15 protein-coding genes are annotated in these 17,775 nt (G+C 67.6%); 7 read left to right on the top strand and 8 right to left on the bottom strand.

Translation table 11 applies throughout. The annotated features are described in order from the left end of the window. Positions 1–98 precede the first annotated feature (98 nt). Positions 99–1,058: a hypothetical protein gene (locus tag AC07NB_RS12600; protein WP_494571443.1), complete on the top strand. Its 960-nt coding sequence runs from the start codon at positions 99–101 to the stop codon at positions 1,056–1,058. 125 nt (positions 1,059–1,183) lie between these two features. Here the strand turns inward: AC07NB_RS12600 and AC07NB_RS12595 are convergent, their stop codons facing one another. Further along, on the bottom strand, positions 1,184–2,401 hold the full coding sequence (locus tag AC07NB_RS12595; protein ID WP_494571444.1) for an acetyl-CoA acetyltransferase: 1,218 nt from the start codon (positions 2,399–2,401) through the stop codon (positions 1,184–1,186). A 12-nt stretch (positions 2,402–2,413) separates the two neighbouring features. Further along, on the bottom strand, positions 2,414–3,898 hold the full coding sequence (locus AC07NB_RS12590) for a carotenoid oxygenase family protein (RefSeq protein ID WP_494571445.1): 1,485 nt from the start codon (positions 3,896–3,898) through the stop codon (positions 2,414–2,416). A gap of 135 nt (positions 3,899–4,033) precedes the next feature. Between AC07NB_RS12590 and AC07NB_RS12585 the strand changes: the two genes are divergently transcribed. Next, complete coding sequence (locus tag AC07NB_RS12585) at positions 4,034–5,221, top strand: acyl-CoA dehydrogenase family protein (RefSeq protein ID WP_494571446.1); 1,188 nt, start codon at positions 4,034–4,036, stop codon at positions 5,219–5,221. Between the two features lie 69 nt (positions 5,222–5,290). Here the strand turns inward: AC07NB_RS12585 and AC07NB_RS12580 are convergent, their stop codons facing one another. After that, on the bottom strand, positions 5,291–7,624 hold the full coding sequence (locus AC07NB_RS12580; protein ID WP_492312573.1) for a TonB-dependent receptor: 2,334 nt from the start codon (positions 7,622–7,624) through the stop codon (positions 5,291–5,293). 374 nt (positions 7,625–7,998) lie between these two features. Between AC07NB_RS12580 and AC07NB_RS12575 the strand changes: the two genes are divergently transcribed. The 5 genes from AC07NB_RS12575 to AC07NB_RS12555 all read left to right on the top strand — a co-directional run bounded on the left by AC07NB_RS12575 (position 7,999) and on the right by AC07NB_RS12555 (position 12,850). Then, positions 7,999–9,363 (top strand): spinster family MFS transporter, encoded by a 1,365-nt coding sequence (locus tag AC07NB_RS12575; RefSeq protein WP_291832707.1) that lies wholly within the window; start codon positions 7,999–8,001, stop codon positions 9,361–9,363. After that, positions 9,360–10,988, top strand: a complete 1,629-nt coding sequence (locus AC07NB_RS12570) for an AMP-binding protein (protein ID WP_494571447.1) — start codon at positions 9,360–9,362, stop codon at positions 10,986–10,988. The genes AC07NB_RS12575 and AC07NB_RS12570 overlap by 4 nt, the downstream gene beginning before the upstream one ends. 31 nt (positions 10,989–11,019) lie before the next feature. Then, entirely contained in the window at positions 11,020–11,961 is a 942-nt protein-coding gene (locus AC07NB_RS12565) for a winged helix-turn-helix transcriptional regulator (protein WP_291832713.1), read from the top strand. 116 nt (positions 11,962–12,077) lie between these two features. Further along, complete coding sequence (locus tag AC07NB_RS12560; protein WP_291832716.1) at positions 12,078–12,479, top strand: nuclear transport factor 2 family protein; 402 nt, start codon at positions 12,078–12,080, stop codon at positions 12,477–12,479. After that, complete coding sequence (locus AC07NB_RS12555; protein ID WP_494571448.1) at positions 12,476–12,850, top strand: nuclear transport factor 2 family protein; 375 nt, start codon at positions 12,476–12,478, stop codon at positions 12,848–12,850. Before AC07NB_RS12560 ends, AC07NB_RS12555 begins: the two co-directional genes overlap by 4 nt. A 123-nt stretch (positions 12,851–12,973) precedes the next feature. Here the strand turns inward: AC07NB_RS12555 and AC07NB_RS12550 are convergent, their stop codons facing one another. The 5 genes from AC07NB_RS12550 to AC07NB_RS12530 all read right to left on the bottom strand — a co-directional run bounded on the left by AC07NB_RS12550 (position 12,974) and on the right by AC07NB_RS12530 (position 17,725). Next, positions 12,974–14,473: an AMP-binding protein gene (locus AC07NB_RS12550; RefSeq protein WP_494571449.1), complete on the bottom strand. Its 1,500-nt coding sequence runs from the start codon at positions 14,471–14,473 to the stop codon at positions 12,974–12,976. Beyond that, positions 14,470–15,297 carry a DUF1295 domain-containing protein gene (locus AC07NB_RS12545; protein ID WP_291832722.1) on the bottom strand — a complete coding sequence of 276 codons (828 nt, stop codon included), beginning with the start codon at positions 15,295–15,297 and terminating at the stop codon, positions 14,470–14,472. The genes AC07NB_RS12550 and AC07NB_RS12545 overlap by 4 nt, the downstream gene beginning before the upstream one ends. A gap of 29 nt (positions 15,298–15,326) precedes the next feature. Beyond that, a complete protein-coding gene (locus tag AC07NB_RS12540; RefSeq protein WP_494571450.1) occupies positions 15,327–16,085 on the bottom strand; it encodes an SDR family oxidoreductase in 759 nt (252 codons plus the stop codon). 9 nt (positions 16,086–16,094) lie between these two features. Continuing rightward, positions 16,095–16,625, bottom strand: coding sequence for a nuclear transport factor 2 family protein (locus tag AC07NB_RS12535; protein ID WP_494571451.1), 531 nt, complete (start codon positions 16,623–16,625; stop codon positions 16,095–16,097). Positions 16,626–16,702: 77 nt separating this feature from the next. Further along, positions 16,703–17,725 (bottom strand): NAD(P)H-dependent amine dehydrogenase family protein, encoded by a 1,023-nt coding sequence (locus AC07NB_RS12530; protein WP_494571452.1) that lies wholly within the window; start codon positions 17,723–17,725, stop codon positions 16,703–16,705. Between the last annotated feature and the right edge of the window lie 50 nt (positions 17,726–17,775).

Here is a 17,775-nt window from a genome sequence, read left to right as displayed (position 1 = left end):
AATCAAAACAGGCGTCTATTCCCATGGCTGGGGAGGCGGAGCGTCATCGGGGTGACTATCTGGAGTGAGACGCTGTCGTCGCTGAAGGGGCGAACGCCATGACGCTTGTCCTCACAGCCATGTGCCCGATCTATGTAGTCCAGGTCAGCGACCGTCTCGTTACGGTGGGGCCTGCTCCCCACGACGCCATGTCCAACAAGACCATCGTCTACCGCGCCAGGGATGCGCTGGTGTCGATCGGCTATTCCGGCGTCGCCTATGTCGGTGATGTGCCGATGGATGACTGGATCGCCGGGGCTCTATGGGGCGGCCCCATACCTCGCGGCCCCGACGGGAAGCGGCCCGCGAAGAGTTTCGGCCCGGCGCCTGTTCTTCGCGATATCGGCCAGGCCGCGGCGCATCTTGAACACGCGATCAAGGGGTTGGCTTCCGCGGCGGTCGATAAGCACGGCCTATACCTCACCCTCGCCGGATGGCAGGGGCAGCGACATGGCGCACGGCCTATCGTGATGGAGATCGAACGTCGGGACGGCGTTACGACGGTGCGGCGTTCGCCTCGCCGCCCGCCCAAGGGACAGGAGTTCCGGCTTCACAGCATTGGGGCGCGCCTCTCGACCGAGGCGTTCCGTGCGCGCTTCGCGTCATTGCGCGGCGAGGGAGGCTTGAACTGCACCATCGAAGAGGTCGAAACGCGCTTTGCCGAAACGATCCGCGAGACGGCGATGTGCGTTCCCAGCGTCGGCGAGAACCTGCTCAGCGTGGTATTGCCCCGTCCCGATCTCGGCCCGGCGACATGCCGTTTCCTGCCGGCCCGGCTCCATGCCGTGCGGATTAGGACGGCCACGCGCGACATGGTGATGGATGTGGCCCATTCTCCGTGGATCGTGGGACCGTCCGTTCTTTATCCGCCAAGCGCCGAGATCGGTGAGACGGTGATGGACCTCGGCGGCGTTCCTCTCGTGATCGTCGGGGCGGCTCCGACGTCGGGACTGCTGGGCCTGAGCAGCAGCATCAGGCGTCCTTTGCCGCCGTCTGCTGGCAGACCAGGACGATTCTGACGTAGTCGAGCCATCCGTCCGTTCCTGACGCAGGCGCGTGCCAGGATGCGCCGATGCTCATCCCGACACGCAGCTCTATCCGGACGCTTCGGACGCTTCGGACGGTGTTTACGACCGTCCGGCCGTCAGGTCCCGATCACCAGGCTCACCGTCGTCGTGGTCGAGCCGCCGATGTTCAGCGTCTGCACATTGCGCGCGCCCTCGACCTGCATCTCGCCCGCGGTTCCGGTCGTCTGCTTGAAGGCGTCCAGCGCCATTCGCACCCCGGTCGCCCCGACCGGGTGACCGCAGCCGATCAGGCCGCCGGACGGGTTGATCGGCAGCCGGCCGCCCATCTCGATGTCGCCCGCCTCGATCGCCTTCCAGCTCTCGCCCGGCGCGGTCAGGCCCAGATGGTCGATGGCCATGTACTCGGTCATCGAGAAGCAGTCGTGGGTCTCCACCGCATCGATGCCCGACAGGTCCAGACCGGCCCGGGCGCGGGCGTCGTCGATGGCCCGCTTCACCTGCGGGAAGACATAGGGCTGCCCCTCGCTGGCCTTGATCTTGCGGCCATAGTCGATCGGCGCGCAGCGGTGGCCCCAGCCCTTGATGCGCGGCAGGCTCTCCAGCGGAATGCCCCGCGCCTTCGCATATTCGGCGGCCCGTTCCGGCGAGGCCAGGATGATGGCGGCGGCGCCGTCCGTCACCTGGCCGCAGTCGGTCTTGCGCACCCGCCCCTCGATCACCGGATTGGCCTCGTCATCATTGCTGAAGCTGGCGGCGGTGAATTCGTATTTTCTGGTTTGGGCGTTTTTGTTGTTCTTGGCGTTGGCGAAATTGATCTGCGCAATCCGGCGCAGATGCTGTTCGTCGATGCCGTAGCGGCGATCGTATTCCTCGGTCAGGTCCGAGAAGGCGCGCGGCCACGGATAGGTCGCGTCCAGATACTCGTGCCCGGCCCAGGCGGCGGCGCCCAGGTGCTCGGCCGCCGTCACGCCCGGCACATTCCGCATCATCTCCATGCCCAGCACCATCGCCGTGCCGTAGCGGCCCGACTCGATGTCGGCGGCGGCGGCCAGCACGGCCAGGCTGCCCGAGGCGCAGGCCGCTTCATGGCGCGACGCGGGCATGCCGGTGAACCGCTCGTCCGCCATGGCGAAGAAGCCGCCCAGCATCCCCTGCCCCGTGAACAGGTCGCCGACGAAATTGCCGACGTGGCCGACCTCGATGTCCTCCGGATCCAGTCCCGTCTCCGCCAGGGCGCCGTGCACGGCCTCCGCGAAGCCGTCGCCGATCTCCAGCCCCTCGCGGGCGTAGTTGCGCGCGAAGTCCGACTGCCAACCGCCCAGGATGTAGGTCATGCGTCCGCCCCCTTACGCCGCCGCCTGCGAGGCCAGCGTGGCCTGCGACGCGCGGATGGTTTCGCCCTGCGACCAGGTCGCGTGGGTCCCGCTGGACATCCGGCCGGGCAGGATGATCCGCGCCACCGGCCCCTCAGCCGGCTTGCGCGCATCATAGATCACGCACTCCGACCGGTTCTCGATCATGTCGGTGACATAGGTGATCAGATAGCCGTCGTCCTCTTCCGTCGCGCCGATGCGCGGGGCGAAGCCGGGCTCCGAGCCGTAGCGCTCCGGGCCGAAATCGACGGTCCAGCTCTCGCCCGTGTCCATGTCGTGCTTCACCAGGCCGGTGAACAGGAACCAGCCGGGCTTGGACACGGCGCTGTAGGCGTATTTGTACTTCACGCCGGCGAACTGGTTGTTGATGACGCCGAACTCCAGCACCCGGTCGTCCAGCCGCTGCTCGATCGTCGCGCCGGTCTTCAGGTTGAAGCGCCAGCGGTGCAGCTTGGGTTGCAGCATGTTCTGGTCCAGGAAGGTCATGATCCGCTCATGCCCCGGCCAGGCGTCCGGGCTGGTCTTGGGCACCGGATTGTCCTGGAAATAGCCGTCCATGACGATCTCGTCGCCGTCTTCCCAGGCGTTCAGGAAGTGCAGCACATAGGTCGCGTCGGCCTCGAACCAGCGCACGTCCTCGGCCCCGCCGAAGCGCGGAATGATGCCGAAGCGCGACTTCATGTCGGCGTGGAAGCGCGCCGCGTGGATGCCCTTGGGCAGCAGGTCCTCTTCCCAGAACAGCGGGAAGTCGTTGAGGATCGAATAGTTGGTCGTGAACGCCATGTCGTGCGGCAGGCGCGCGCCCGGCAGCGGCACGGGCGTGAAATGCTTCAGCTTGTTGTCCGGCCCGACCACGCCGTAGTGCATGTGGGGCGCGGCCTTGGAATAGTTGAAGAACAGCAGCTCGCCGGTCTTCTCGTCCACCTTGGGGTGGGCCGAAATGCCCTCGGGCGGACACCAGTCGGCGCTGGGCAGCTGCTCCATCGTATAGGGATCAAGGCGATAACCCTCGCCGCACTGGTAGAAGGTCGAGAGGATCGCCCCGGCGTGAATGATCACGTCGGTCGAGGACGAATCCTTCAGCCCCCCATGGGCGCCCCAGCCCGGCAGTTCCGACAGCGACGGATGCTCGGCCAGTCCGGCCCACAGCGCCCGTCCCGCCGCCTGTTCGGCCAGGAAGCCCTTGGTGCGCACGAACCGGTTGCGATAGGCGGCCTTGCCGTCCCGCAGCACCATGGTGTGGATCATCCCGTCGCCGTCGAACGGGTGATAGCGGCCGATCGGATCGTGCACCGGGTTCTCGGTGTTGCGCACATAGACGCCGTCGATGTCGGTGGGGATGGTCCCGATCACCGGCATGTCCTCGGCCGTGAACTCCTCATGCTGCGGCGTCCAGGCGCCGGTCATGTAGGGATGCTCGTTCGGCTGCAGCGTCGCCTTGAACGGTTCAAAGCCCATCGATCACTCCTTGCGGGCGCTCGCCCGGAACATAGTGGGTTGCGTTAGAATACCATCCTTGTCGTCGTTGGCGAGGGCTTTTAGTATCAATTCGAAAGCGACGCCGCGAATGGCGCGGACAGGGAGAACAGGACTATGGCGGATCACGTGTTTCCGGCGCTGGACTTTGACGGCCTGCGGCCGCCCAGCCCCTTCCTGACGCCCGAGCATGACGCCTGGCGGGCCCAGTTGCGCGGCTTCGTGGACGGCTATATCGCGCCCCACCTGAAGGACTGGGACGCCGCCTCCGACTTCCCCGACAGCCTCTATGTCGAGGCGGCCAGGGCCGGCATCTCCGGCATGGGCTTCCGCGAGGATCTGGGCGGCACCGGCGAGGACGTCGACCTCTACCACCGCATCATCTACGCCGAGGAGTTCTTTCGGCTCGGCTCCGGCGTCGTCTTCGCGGACCTCGCCACCCCCTGGATCGCCCTGCCGCCGATCATCAACGGCGGAACGCCCGAGATGCTGGACCGCGTCGCCCGGCCCGTGCTGGCGGGCCAGAAGAAGATCGCCTTCGCGGTCACCGAGCCCGGCGGCGGCTCCGACGTCTCGGGCTTCACCACCACGGCCGAGCGCCGCGGCGACGTCTTCGTCGTCAACGGCGGCAAGACCCTGATCTCGGGCGCCATGAAGGCCGACTTCCTGCTGACCGCCGTGCGCACCGGCGGCCCCGGCATGGGCGGCCTGTCCATGCTGCTGATCGAGACCGACCGGCCGGGCGTGACCCGTGGCCCCGTCCCCGGCCTTCAGTGGTACAACCGCAACAACGGCTGGCTTCAGTTCGAGAACGTCGAGGTGCCGGTCAGCAACCTGATCGGCGTCGAGAACCGGGGCTTCGCCGGCCTGGCCAGCCAGTTCAACATCGAGCGCTTCAGCGGCATCTCAGCCACCCTCGCGATGGCCCGCACCTGCATCGCCGAAGCCATCGCCTTCGCCCGCGAGCGCCAGACCTTCGGCAAGCGCCTGATCGACCACCAGTCGATGCGCCACAAGATCGTGGAGATGATCCAGCGTCTGAAGGCCGCCTACGCCTTCCTCGACATCCTGGTCTGGCGCTTCCAGCGCGGCGAAGCGCCGGTCGCCGACCTGGCCCTGCTGAAGGTCCAGGCCACCACCACCCTGGAGCACTGCGCCCGCGAGAGCCTGCAGGTCCTCGGCGGCCGCGCCTACACCGGCGACAACCGCGTCGAGCGCATCTACCGCGAGGCCCGCATCTTCGTCATCGGCGGCGGCTCGGAAGAGATTCTGCGCGACCTCGCCGCCAAGCAGATGGGGTTCTGAACAAGAAGAGGCCCCGCCGACGGATCGGCGGGGCCCAGTTTTCAGGAAAACGCAGTCGCTTCGGAAGTCTCAGAAGTTCCGGCGCAGGGTGATCCCGTAGGTGCGGGGATCGCCGAGGAAGGCCGAGTACGAACCGGCCTGGAACGTGGCCGGAATGATGCGGCGATAATAATCCTTGTCGAAGACGTTGCGGGCCCACAGGTCCACCGCCCAGTCGCCGCCCTCATGCCGCAGCGAGAAGCGGGCGTTGGCCACCGAGAAGGCTTCCTGCACCCGGTTCGGATCGAAGCCGCCGGTGAAGAACTCGGAGCTGTAGCGGTTGTCCATATAGGCCACGCCGGTCAGGTCGCCCGAGATCGGGAACTCGTAGGTGACCGAGGTCACGTTCACCCAGTCCGGCGACTGCTCCATCTCCCGGCCCGAATAGGTCGAGTTGCCGGGGCTGACCGGATAGTAGGCGTCCGTGTAGCTGAGGCCGTTGGTGATCGTCAGGCCGTCCATCGGCCGCCAGGTCACCTCGATCTCGGCGCCCTTGGACACCGCCTCTTCCAGGCTGCGGACGACGAAGTTGACGCCCGTGTACTCGATCAGCTGGAAGCCCGAGAAGGTCTGGTGGAAGACCGCCATGTTGGCGATCAGGCGGCGGTCGAAGAACTCGGTCTTCAGGCCGACCTCATAGGCGTCCACCGTCTCTTCCGAGAAGGCCAGGTCGCGCGCGTTCGGCGTCGCCGGAGTGGTGAAGCCGGCGCGGTCGAAATTGTAGCCGCCCGACTTGTAGCCCCGCGAATAGGAGACATAGCCGTTCACGTTCGGAGCGAACTCATAGGCCACGTTGAAGGTGCCGGTGACGGCGTCCTCGCTGCGCGAGTCCGTGTCGCCCGCCGGGTTCATCCGCGTGTCCCAGAAGGGGGCGCAGAAGCGGGTGATGCCCGGCGCATCGCCGGTCGCCACGGCGCTGTCGCAGGCGGGGTTGAAGTTCTGGCCCCAGAAGTCGATCGACTTCTTGTTGTTGGTGTAGCGCAGACCGGCGGTGACGCTGAGCTGGTCGGTGATGTTGAAGATGTTGTGCGTGAAGACCGAGATGTCCCGGCCGTTCTGCTCGCCCACGCCCCGCGCGCCGTCGCCGGGCGTGAAGGCGGCCAGGGTCGTGGCCTGGAAGGTGGCCGCGCCGCCGTAGATCAGCGGATAGTCGGCGCCCATCCGGTAGGCGGAGTCGTTGCGGACATCCTCATCCGAATAATAGGCCCCGACCAGCCAGTCGACCATGCCGGCCGTGCCCTGCAGGCGCAGTTCCTGGGTGAAGACGTCGAAGTTCTGGTGCAGGCCGTCCGGGGCGAAGAAGCCCAGGTCGGCGCCCGAGTGGTCGAAGTCCTGCGAGCGCGAGGCTTCCCAGCTGCGGTAGGCCGTGACCGAGGTCAGGTTGGCCCAGCCGAGGTCCCAGTCGGCCTGGGCCGACAGGCCCCAGTCGACGATGTTCTCGGAGTTCACGCGCCCGGCGGTCTTGGACGCCTGCCGGTCGAAGGGGTTGGTGCTGGTGTAGCCGATCTGGCCCCGCGCGGCGGACAGGCTGTTCACCAGGCCGTAGGTCGGGCCGGCGATGGCCAGCACCGCGACGCAGCAGTTCTCTTCGCGGTTGGTGTAGTCGGCGCTGAACATCCAGCGCAGGCTGTCGGTCGGCTCGTAGCGCAGCTTGGCGCGGATGAACTGGCGATCCAGGTTGTCCAGGGTCTCCTGGCTGTTGGCGTCCGGATAGAAGCCGTCGCGGGTTTCCGAGCTGGCCTCCACCCGCAGGGCGGCGTTGTCCGACAGGGGCAGATTGACGGCCCCGGCCACGCGCATGTTGGAGAAGTCGCCGTAGGTGCCTTCAAGGCGGCCCTCGACGCCGGTGAAGCTGGGCGTCCGGGTGACGATGTTGATCAGGCCCGAGGAGGTGTTGCGGCCGAACAGGGTGCCCTGCGGTCCGCGCAGGACCTCGATCCGTTCCAGGTCGCCGAGCTCGGACAGGGCCACGCCGGTGCGGGCGCGGGTCACCCCGTCGATCACCACGCCGACCGAGGACTCCAGGCCCGGGTTGGTGGAGGTGGTGCCGATGCCGCGGATGCGGATCGACGAGTCGGCGCCGCCGCCCGGGGTCTGGAACTGCACGCTCGGCGCCAGGCCGGTCAGTTCGCGGATGTCCGAGACGCCGGAGTTCTGAAGCTGCTGCGCGCCGATGGCGGTGACGGCCACGGGCACATCGATGAGCCGCTCTTCCCGCTTGGTCGCGGTGACGATGACGTCGTCGATCTGGGTCGCGGTGTCCTGCGACGGTGTTTGCGGAGCGGTCTGGGCCCATGCCGGCGATGCGCCGAGAGATGCGGCCAGAAGCAATGCGGATACGCTGATGGAACCTCGAATGGTCACGCCCTATCCTCCCATGAGCCCCCGTTTAGCCGAGGTGCTTCAGTGCTAGGTGTAACTTGCAGAACGAGACTGTCAAATAGCTTTTGTAATCAGACCAACATCTGTGCTTGATTGGGTTAAGGCTGTCACCGGGCCCGCAGACCCGTTTGGAAGAACGGAAATCCGCGGCCCGAACGACGCCAACCAGACCGGAAAACCGGCGGTATAACAGGGAGTTGAGGCGGACCCGTGGAGACATCGGTCACACGTCACAGCGAACAGCCCGGCCCGTTTCCGCGGACCGCGAAATCCCTTGCCGAAATCCACCCGCGCGCCGGGATCGGATCGGCAAGTCACTTTCATCTTTAGATTGATTGATTGACCGGACCTCGCCGATGACCAGTACGACGTCCCCTGAAACACCCGTCGCGGCGACTACGCCCAAGCCCCGGATCTGGCCCCATCCCGGGTGGGGCTGGTTCGCGGTCGCGGCCCTGATGGTGGCCTACACCTCCAGCTTCATCGACCGGCAGATCCTGAGCCTTCTGGTCGAGCCGATCCGCGCCGACCTGAACATCTCGGACACCCAGTTCAGCCTGCTGGCGGGTCTGGCCTTCTCGCTGTTCTACACCCTGATGGGCGTGCCCCTGGCCCGGCTGGCCGACCGGGGAAGCCGCCGCTGGATCATCTTCTTCGGCATCGTGATCTGGAGCGTGATGACCGTCGGCTGCGGCCTGGCCAACAGCTTCTGGGCCCTGTTCGCCGCACGCGTCGGCGTCGGCATCGGGGAGGCCGCCCTGTCGCCCGCCGCCTATTCGATGATCTCGGACTATTTCCCGCCGCGCATGCGGGCGCGCGCGCTCGCGGTCTATTCGATGGGCCCGTACATCGGGGCCGGACTGGCCCTGATGATCGGCGGCGGCGCGATCGACATGATCGCCCGTCACGGGACGATGGAGCTGCCGCTGTTGGGGACGCTGGCCCCATGGCAGCAGACCTTCGTCCTGGTCGGCCTGCCCGGCCTTCTGATCGCCGCCCTGTTCCTGATCGTGCGCGAGCCGCCCCGGCACGGGCTGGTCAAGGCCGACCGGAACGCCGGCGTGCTGAAGTTCATGTGGGCGCGCAAGAAGACCTTCTACGCCATGATCATCGGCTTCTCGATCTTCGGCATCGCCGGCATCTCCTACCTGGCGTGGATCCCGGCGGTGCTGATCCGCACGCACGGCTGGAACGCCTCGCAGGTCGGCTTCGCCTACGGGGCCGTGCTTCTGCTGGCGGCGACGCCGGGCGTCCTGGTCGGCGGATGGCTGAGCGACTTCCTGGCCGCGCGCGGCCGCAAGGACGCGCCGCTTGTCGCCGCCATCTTCGGTCTGGTGTGCAGCATCCCCTTCGCCATCGCCACGCCCCTCATGCCTGACGCGAACTGGGCCATCGCCTCGCTGGCCGGCTTCAGCTTCTTCGCGGGCCTGATGAACAGCCTGCCGGCGACCTCGCTGCAATCGGTGTCGCCCAACCAGTTCCGGGCGCAGGTCACGGCCATCTACTTCCTGATCGGCAACCTGATCTCGCTGGCCGGGGGACCGACCATCGTCGCGGCGATCAGCGACGGCCTGCTGGGCGGCCCAAAGCATATCGGCGTGTCCCTGGCCATCGTCAGCGGCGTCTGCATCACCGTCGCCTCGGCCATCCTGATCAAGACCCTGCCCCATTTCCGCGCCAGCGTGGATGAGGCGGAGGAATGGCAGAGGGACGCCTCGTGAGCGGGTTGAAGCTGCCCTGGTTCGACCCGACGCCGCCCACGGCGGACGAGTGCGTGATCCCGCGCCTGCTGGACCGCTACGCCGCCGAGAGGCCCGACAAGGTGTTCATCCGCTATCAGACCGGCGAGACCTGGACCTGGGCCGAGACCCGGCGAAAGGCGCTTGAGACCGCCGCCGCCCTGCAGGCGCGTGGGGTGAAGAAGGGCGACATCGTCGCCGCCTGGGCGCCCAATTCGGCGGCGCTGGTGCGCTCGTGGTTCGGCGCGAACTATGCGGGCGCGGCCCTGGCCCCGATCAACACCAGCTTCCGCGGCAAGCTGCTGGAGCACGCGATCGGCAAGACCGGAGCCCGACTGCTGATCGTGCACCCCGATCTGGTCGGGCGGCTGGAAGGCCTGTCGCTGGGCGCCGTCGAGGGACTGATCCTGACGGGCGAAGCGACCGGGCAAGTCAACCTGGGCGTCGCGGTCGAACCCGCCACGGCCCTGGCCGGCGACGCGGCGGCCTATGCGCGGGTGGAGTCCGATCCGTGGGACAGCCCGGTGATCATCTTCACCTCCGGCACCACGGGACCGTCCAAGGCGGTGCTGACCTCCTATGTGCAGGAGTGGACAACCGGGAAGGTCACCTACGGCTATATGCACGGCGGCGACCGGATGCTGGTCAATCTCCCGATGTTCCATGTCGGCGGCATCGCCGCGATCACGGCGGCGGTGGCCTGCGGCGGTTCCGTGGCCCTGTTCGAGGCTTTCGACACCCGGCGCTTCTGGGACGTGATCCGCGAGACGGAATCGACCGTGTGCAGCGGCCTGATCGGCGCCCTGACGGCCTTCCTGATGAAGGAGCCGCCCCGACCGGACGACCGGAACAATCCGCTGCGCATGGTGACGCTCGCCCCCATCACCGAGGACACGGTCGCGCTCGCCGAGCGGTTCGGCTTCGACTACATCTCGGGCTTCAACATGACCGAGGTTTCGGGGCCGCTGATCTGCGCGGTCAACGAGACGGTGATGCGCAGCTGCGGCCGGGCGCGCGAGGGCATGGAGTGCCGCATCGTAGACGCCTTCGACAACGAGGTTCCGCACGGCGAGCCGGGCGAACTTGTGATCCGCGCGGACAGCCCCTGGACCCTGAGCCACGGCTATCTGGGCGATCCGGAGGCGACAGCGGAGGCCTGGCGCAACGGCTGGTTCCACACCGGCGACCTGATGCGCCGCGACGCCGAGGGCTGCTTCTTCTTCATCGACCGCAAGAAGGACGCGATCCGCCGGCGGGGCGAGAACATGTCGTCGCTGGAGATCGAGATCGAGGTCTGCGGCCACCCCGCCGTGCGCGAGGCGGCGGCCTATGGCGTCGACCTGCCGGGCGGGGAACAGGAGGTGATGGTCGCCGTCGCCCCGGTTGCGGGGGCGACGATCGATCCGAGGGAGCTGGTCGAATATCTGATCCCGCGCATGACCCACTTCATGGTGCCGCGCTATGTGCGGATCGAGGCGGAGCTGCCCAAGACCCCCACCAACAAGATCCAGAAGACCGGCCTGAGGGCGGAGGGAATCACGGCGGAGACCTTCGACCGGGAGGCCGCCGGCCTGACCGTTCGTCGTCAGAAACTCTCAACCGCTTGAATCCCGTTCAACGAGACCGCTAAGACAAGCCATGGTTTCCCAAGGCGCGACGAAGACCCGGCTGGTTCCAAAGAGTTCCCTGAACCGGGCGCTGAACGCGCTCGGCGATAGATGGAGCCTGCTGATCGTTCAGGAAGCCTTCCTCGGCGCCACGCGGTTCGAGGAGTTCCACGAACGGCTGGGCGGCGCCCGCAGCACCCTGTCCAGCCGGCTGCAGGCGCTGGAGCGGCACGACATTCTCGAGAAGCGCCCGCACCGGGACGAGGGCGCGCGAATGGCCTACCATCTGACGCCGCGCGGGCTGGACCTGTTCGACAGCATGATCCTGATGTGGGGCTGGGGTGTGCGCTGGGGCGTGGCCGGCCGCCGCGCGCCGACGGTCTTCATCCACGAGGTCTGCGGCAAGCCCATGCTGCCCGAGGTGCGCTGCACCGCCTGCGGCGAACTGCTGACCCTGCGCAGCTGCAGCTTCGTCCCTGGTCCCGGCCAGGGGATGGAGAAGCTGCCCGTCCAGCGCATGCACCGCAAGCGCCAGCCGACCGACACGACGCCGGTGCTGGAGCTGGTCGACCTGCTGGGCGACCGATGGACCGGCCTGGTGGTCAGCGTCCAGTATTTCGGCATCCACCGCTTCGACGAGATGCAGAACATGCTGGGCATCGCGTCCAACATCCTGACCGACCGGCTGCGCACGCTGGAGAACGCGGGCATCTTCGAGCGGCGGCTCTATGAGATCACCCCGCCCCGGTACGAGTACCGGCTGACCAAGAAAGGGCTGGACCTGTATCCCCACGCCCTGACCATGCTGACCTGGGCCGACGCCTGGCTGAGGGACAAGGCGGGACCGCCCGTCCGTATCCGGCACGAGTGCGGCGCCGCCCTGAGCAGCGAGGTCGACTGCAGCTGCTGCAAGGGCCGGCTGAAGATGGCCGACGTGCTGCTGAAGCCCGGCAAGGGGCACACGATCGCCTGATCCCGAACGCGCTCGCGAGGACGTGAAAGTCCACGTTTGAAAGTACGGCCATGTCGCTTGCATAAACAAACTTACCGTCCTAGCGTTTGCCGAACGACAAGAACGGGAGAGACGCCATGGGCGAGCATATGAAGGTGGTCGAGGCCATGATGGCCGCGTGGAAGAAGCGCGACGTGGAGGGCTTCATCGCTACCCTGTCCGACGACATCGAGTACCACTGGCACCCCACCAAACGTCCCGCCATCGGCAAGGACAAGATGCGCAAATTCCTGGCCAACTACGAACAGGGCTTCGACCAGCAGGAATGGCGGATCGTGCACTCGGCCGAGGCCGGAGAGGTGCTGTTCGTGGAAGGCATGGAAGTCCTCGTGGACCGCTCGACCGGGGTGAAGATGGACAATCCCTTCGTCCAGGTCTTCGAGGTCCGCGACGGCCTGATCCGCCGCATGCGGGACTATTATGACACCTCGCAGGTGCACGCCCCGGCCAAGCCGGACGCCGCCAAGGCCTCGGCGTGAGCACGCCGATCGAGCGCCTGCGGGCGCTGATGGAGGTCTCGGGGCGTCGCGACAAGGCGGCGTTCCTGGACTTCTTCGACCCCGCGATCGAGTACCACTATCACGTCGGCACCCGGCCCCTGATCGGGGTGGAATGGGTCGACAAATTCATCACCCGGTACTGGGCCAACCACTCCGAAACCGAGTGGGTCCTGTCCAGCTGGGCGCAGAACGAAACCCAGGTCCTGACCGAGGGCCGCGAGGACTACGTCAACGCCGACGGCGTGAAGGTGTCCCACCCCTATATGGGCATCATCGAGTTCGGGCCGGATGGGAAGATCACCGCCTGGCGCGACTATTTCCAGATGAAGGACCCAGCCGCGACGGGGTGAGTTCTCCCTCCCCTTCTGGGGAGGGTGGCTCGCGAAGCGAGACGGGTGGGGAGCAACCGCACAGCCCCCCACCCTGTCGTCGCTGCGCGCCGACATCCCTCCCACAGGGGGGAGGGAGAAACGTCAGATCCGCTCCGCCCGAAGCTGGCCCCGACGCACCTTGCCGGCGTCGTCGCGGAGCCTTTCGGCGGTCGCCTCGAAGCTGCGCGGCTGCTTGTAGCGGGCGATGCGCTCGGCGAGGAAGGCCGTCAGCGCCGCGGCGTCCAGCCGCCCGTCCGCGGTCTCGACGATGGCGTGGACGCGCTGGCCCAGGTCGTTGTCCGGCAGGCCGATCACAACGCTGCACTGGACGCCGGGGAAGGCGTCGATCGCCGCCTCGACCTCGGCCGGATAGACGTTGGCGCCGCCCGACAGGATCATGTCCACCCGACGGTCCGCGAGGAAGAGATAGCCGTCGGCGTCCAGCCGGCCCATGTCGCCCAGGGTCTCGAACTCGCCCACCGCCTTGGGCTCGGCGCCCAGGTAGCGGTAGGTGGTCCCCTGCCCTCGCAGGGGCCGGAAGAAGATCTCGCCGACCTCGTCCACGTCGCAGGCCGAGCCGTCCGGACGCAGCACCTGCATCTGGTAGCCGGGCAGGACCCGGCCGACCGAGCCGGGCTTCTCAAGCCACTGCAGGCCGTTGATGCCGGTGCCGCCCATGGCCTCGGTGCCGGTGTAGAGCTCCCACACCGTCTCGGGGCCGACCCAGTCGATCCAGGCCTGCTTGAGCCACGGCGGACACGGCGCGGCGATGTGCATGACGGCGTCCAGGGACGAGATGTCGTAGCGGGCCTTCACCGCCTCCGGCAGGGCCCAGATACGGTGCATCATGGTCGGCACCTGGAACAGCCAGCGCACCCTGTGGCGCTCGATCAGGCGGAGGGCTTCCTCGGCGTCGAAGCGCGGCATCAGCACCACGTGCAGGCCCCAGCCCAGGGCGAAGCAGGTCATGCCGAAGGGGGCCGCGTGGTACAGCGGCCCGGGATTCATCAACACGTCGTCGTCCGGCAGCATGCCCAGCAGGGGTCTGTCCGGATCGGCGACGCCCGGCGACATGTCGACGATGACCTTGGGCCGACCGGTGCTGCCGCCCGAGGCGATGGCCTTCAGGTGCGGGGCGATCTTCTCCGGCAGGGGGCTGTCATCGGCCGCCGCGTCGAAGGTGTCGGCCTCCGCGAAGGCGGGCCAGCCGCCGGCCTTGGCCGCGTCGTTGATCACCACCAGCCGGGGCTTGAGCAGGTCGAGGACGCCCTCCAGCTCCGCCGCCGGCAGCTTGTGCGACAGGGGCGCGGGCGTGGCGCCCAGGGCCCAGACGGCGAAGGCCAGTTCGAGGAAGGCCGGGGTGTTGGGCAGGGCGATGGCGACGAAGTCTCCCGCCTCCACGCCCAGCCGCGCCAGGGTCCGGGCGCGGCGATTGACCCGCGACGCCAGCGCGGCGCGGGTCAGGGTCTCGCCTTCGAAGGACAGGGCCGGGCGGTCCGGATCGCGGGCCGCGTGGATGTCCAGAAGGGCGCCCATGCCCCGGGGCGACATCTCGCCGATCCCGGGGGTGGACATGACGCGTGGGGTGGACGGGCGCTTCACACGACCTCCGGAGCGGCCTTCTTCGGCGGCCAGGGGATGAGGGAACTTGTGCGGGCGATATACTCGGCATAGCCGGGGCGCTGATAGGTCAGCCGCTTCTCGTAGGACGGCCCGCCGCTGTACTTCACGAACATCAGCAGCAGGAGCAGCGGCCCGACGATGGAGGCGACGCCGATCAGGCCGGTCTCCGCCGCGATGGCCCACAGGCCGAACCAGACGCAGAGGTCGCCGAAGTAGTTGGGATGGCGGGTGTAGCGCCACAGGCCGGCGTCCAGCACCTTGCCCTCATTGGCCTTGTTCGCCTTGAAGCGGACCAGCTGGAAGTCGGCCAGGCTCTCGAACAGGATGCCGAAGACGACCAGGCCGGCGCCGATCCAGCCCAGCGTGCCGATGGCCGCGGGCGTGGCCGACAGCTGGCCCAGCTGGACCGGCATACTGACCACCCACAGGATCGGGGCCTGGAACATGAAGACCAGCCGCCAGGAGGCGACGGGGAAGCTCCAGCCCTTGGTCTCCTGCGCGCGGCTGAGCATCTTCACGTAGCGGCGGTCGGGTCCGTGGGAGCGCCAGCGCCACAGGATGTAGAGGCCCAGGCGCAGGCCCCAGACGCAGGCGAGCGCGAGCAGGAGCTGCATCCGCGCATCGGCGCCGTCGGCCTGGAAGAAGGTGGTCACCGCCATGAAGGCCAGTCCCAGCGCCCACCAGGCGTCGACGAAGGTGACGTCCTTCAGTGCGCAGCCGATGGCCCAGAGGATGACGAAGGACGCGATACAGATCCCGAGGTTGATCCCCAGGATCGTGGCGATCTCCTGAACAGCAGGCATTGGACTTCCCTCCCCTTGTGGCGCCGGCGCTAGCGGCCGGTCGACGGTTCCTTGACGAAGACGGCCTTGGCCATCTGCCGCTCCAACCCCTTGGGATCGCGCGCCTTGGCGGCGCGCATCTCGATGGCGAAGCGGTCTGTGTCGATCTCGTCCGTGCCCCGGGTGATGCCGCGCATGGCGGCCCGGGCGACGTCCTCAGGCGCCTCCTTGGCCCCCTTCACATGCGCGGCCATGCGCGTGTCGACCGAGCCGACGATCAGCGAGGTGACGGTCGTGCCCTGCCCGGCCAGCTCGGCGCGGATGCACGTCCCGGCGGCGCGCATGGCGAATTTGGACGGGCTGTAGCCCCCCATGTTCGGCGCGGCGAGGATGCCGCCGACCGAGAGGACGTTCAGGATGGCGCCGCCGCCGTTGGCCTTCAGGATGGGCGCGAAGGCGCGGGCCATGGAGACGGGGCCGAAATAGTTGACCTCCATCTCCTCGCGCGCGGCCGACAGGTCGTCGGCGCCGATCAGCAGCTGGTTGTTGAAGGCGCCGGCGTTGTTGACCACGACCGAGACGTCCGGACAGGCGGCGGCCGCGGCCGTGATCTGCTCCGGCTTCGACACGTCGAGGCGCACCGCGACGACGCGGCCGGGAAACTCATCCTCGAGATGTTTCGCCGAGGCGGGATCGCGGGCGCCGGCATAGACCCTGGCCGCCCCTTCCTGCATCAGCACGCGGACGAAGGCCTCGCCGATCCCGCGATTGGCGCCGGTGACGATGGCGACACAGCCCTGGACTTCCATGATCGGACCTCAGGCGGCGGTGTAGATGATGTCGTCGGGCTTCTTGGCGCCGCGGCGCAGCTGGGTCGGATCGTTGGTGATCGCCCCGCGCGCCCAGGTCTCCGAAATCTCGTGTTCCTCGTTCCACTCCCAGCACATGGTGCGGCGCAGGATCCGCCATTCGTTCCCGCGCTTCTCCATCTGATCGACGCACCGGGCCAGGGTGCGGGTGTCGAACAGCTCGCCCTTCACCTTCAGGCGCGAGGCGGTGAGGATGTAGCATTCGGCCGTGGCCGTCGTGGCGTTCTTCAGCTCGATGACCAGGTTCATGGCCAGATGGTTCATCAGCCCGGCCTTGGGCAGGCGCTCCTTGACGACGGCGACCCATTCGGACGCCGGGCCGTTGAAGGTGCCGCCGTGGTCCTCCCAACCGTCGGGCCAGTAGGCGCGCTCGACCAGGTCCGCGTCGGCGCGGTCGCAGCCGCGCAGAAACAGCAGCAGGGTCTCCTCGATCGCCTTCTTGTCGAGAAGCGCCTGCACCTCGGGATCACGGTCGGCCATGGTCGTTTCCTCGGTTCGTTCTTTTTAGTCTTTGAATGAAAGTGACATGACTTTTGTTAGCGGGCAACCCGCTGACATCAGAGGCGGAGGAGGCCCGGCGGCGCCGCGACCACGCGCGGGATGGCGTCCAGGACCATGCCGGCGACCGCGAACTGCTCTGGCTTGGTGCGCACGCCCGCCGGCGCGGTGTCGACCAGGTCCATGGCGATCTTCAGCCCGGGCAGGCCGTCGACCTCGATCCGCCAGTGCGGCTTGCCGGCGAAGGCCGGGTCAGCCGGGTCCATGATCCAGTTGACCTCGTGGGTGATGCGGCGGACGCCGTCGGCGAGGCCGTGCACCCGCCAGGTCGTCGCCGCCACCGTGCCCCGAGGGATGATGCCCGCCGCGACGATGAGGTCGAGCTCGGCGGTGCGCAGTTCGTGGTCGGACTCATACCCGTCCAGCTTCAGACCGATGCGTTGCGCCAGCCCCTCGACACTCTGGGCGAACATGCGGTCGAAGGTTCGCGCCAGCGGGCCGTCCACCAGGTCGATCGACGCCGGATCGGCGCCGAAGCCGAGTGCGCCGAAGACATAGTCGGGGTTGGGAACCGTCGCACAGTCAATGATTTCGCGGGTCGCGACGTTGCGGTGGGACAGGCACAGGCTGACGGCGTTGGCCGCCATCCGCTCCGCCACCCAGCCCGGATTCACCCCCGTCCCGGCCAGGGTCGCGCCGCCCTTCAGCGCGCTCTGCGACAGGGTCGCCGCATAGGCGGCTCCCAGGGCGGCGGGCTCGAAGTAGTTGTTGATCGAGATGACGTTCTTGCCTGCCTCCAGCAGACGCCGGACGTCGGCGTCATGCCCGTCATAGGGATCCGGCAACATCGGGCAGTGCAGCACCACGTCGGCGTCCAGCGCCAGGATGTCCTCGATGGCGCGGGTGGCGATCACCCCGGTCGGATCGCGCCGCGCGATATCCCCGGCGTCACGCCCGGCCTTGGCCGCGCCATAGACGAACAGACCGACCAGTTCGAAGCGCGGATCGTCGATCACGGCGCGCAGGCAGGCCCGTCCCATGGAGCCGGTCGCCCACTGGATCACGCGGATCGGTCTGGTCATTCGAAGCGGATCCTGTGACTTGCGATTCCGAACCGATACGCCATCAGTCC

It is taken from the genome of Brevundimonas sp. GW821-FHT09G01 (assembly GCF_059416065.1).
The sequence above is the reverse complement of the archived record's forward strand: the minus strand, read 5'-3'. Positions and strand labels throughout refer to the sequence as shown.